Raw genomic sequence first — 1,080 nt, forward strand, 5'->3', positions numbered from 1 at the left:
TTTCGCCCGCAGCTCGACTGGGACCAGTGGCGCTGGGGCCTGAAATTCCTCGCACAGTGCAACGATGCGGCGTTCGAGCGCAACGTGCAGCAGATCGTGGCCCTGGGCGCCTACAGCCATGCTGCCCTGAAGGACGTGGTGCGCGCCACCGGCATCGAATACCACCGGCTGGAGCGCGGCATCGCCCACTTCTACACCGACCAGAAATCGTTCGACGCCGCCGGCCACGCGGTCGAGGTGATGCGCCGGCACGGCGTGCAGCGCCGCCTGGTCAGCCGCGACGAGTTGCTGCAGATCGAGCCGGCCTTCCGCGCCTACGGCGATCACATCACGGGCGGCACCTATACCAGCACCGACGAAAGCGGCGACGCCCGCCTGTTCACGCAGGAGCTCGCGCGCCGCTGCGCCGAGCGCGGCGTGCAGTTCCTCTACGGCCACGACGTGGTGCGCCTGAACCAGGCCGGCGACGCTATCGAATCCGTAGCTGTCCGCGCACGCAGCACCAGCGCTGGAGACCAGAACCTCACCGCCGATGCGATCGTCGTCGCCTGCGGCACCTACAGCGCCCCGCTGCTGCGCACCGTGGGCGTGGACCTGCCGATCTACCCCGGCAAGGGCTACAGCGCGACCTTCCCGCTGCTCAAGCCCGAGGGCGCGCCGCTGGTCTCGACCATCGACGACGGCAAGAAGATCGCCATGAGCCGCCTGGGCAACGTGCTGCGCGTGGCCGGCACCATCGAGCTGGGCGGCTACGACCTGTCGCTGGACAGCCCCCTGGCGCGGGCGCGCTGCCACATGCTGTCGCGCCGCATCGAGGCCATCCTGCCCGGCGTGTGCGACACCCGCACGCCCGAGGAAGGCGGCAACCCGCAGTACTGGACCGGCCTGCGCCCGGCCACGCCCACCAACATTCCGTTCATCGGCCGCACGCGCGTGGGCAAGCTGTGGGTCAACGCGGGCCACGGCACGCTGGGCTGGACACACGGCGCGGGTTCCGGCAAGGCGGTGGCCGAGCTGATCAGCGGCGAGCGGCCGGCCATGGCCTTCGGCTTCCTGGGCCAGGGCGTGGCCGCGGGTGCC

At 70.9% G+C, this 1,080-nt stretch carries 1 protein-coding gene; it reads left to right on the forward strand.

The genetic code is table 11. From position 1 onward, the window contains the following. A partial coding sequence (locus AC27IQ_RS25395; RefSeq protein ID WP_487091279.1) for an FAD-dependent oxidoreductase occupies nucleotides 1–1,080 on the forward strand: 1,080 nt, incomplete at both ends.

This window comes from Acidovorax sp. KPB24-07 (assembly GCF_057543315.1).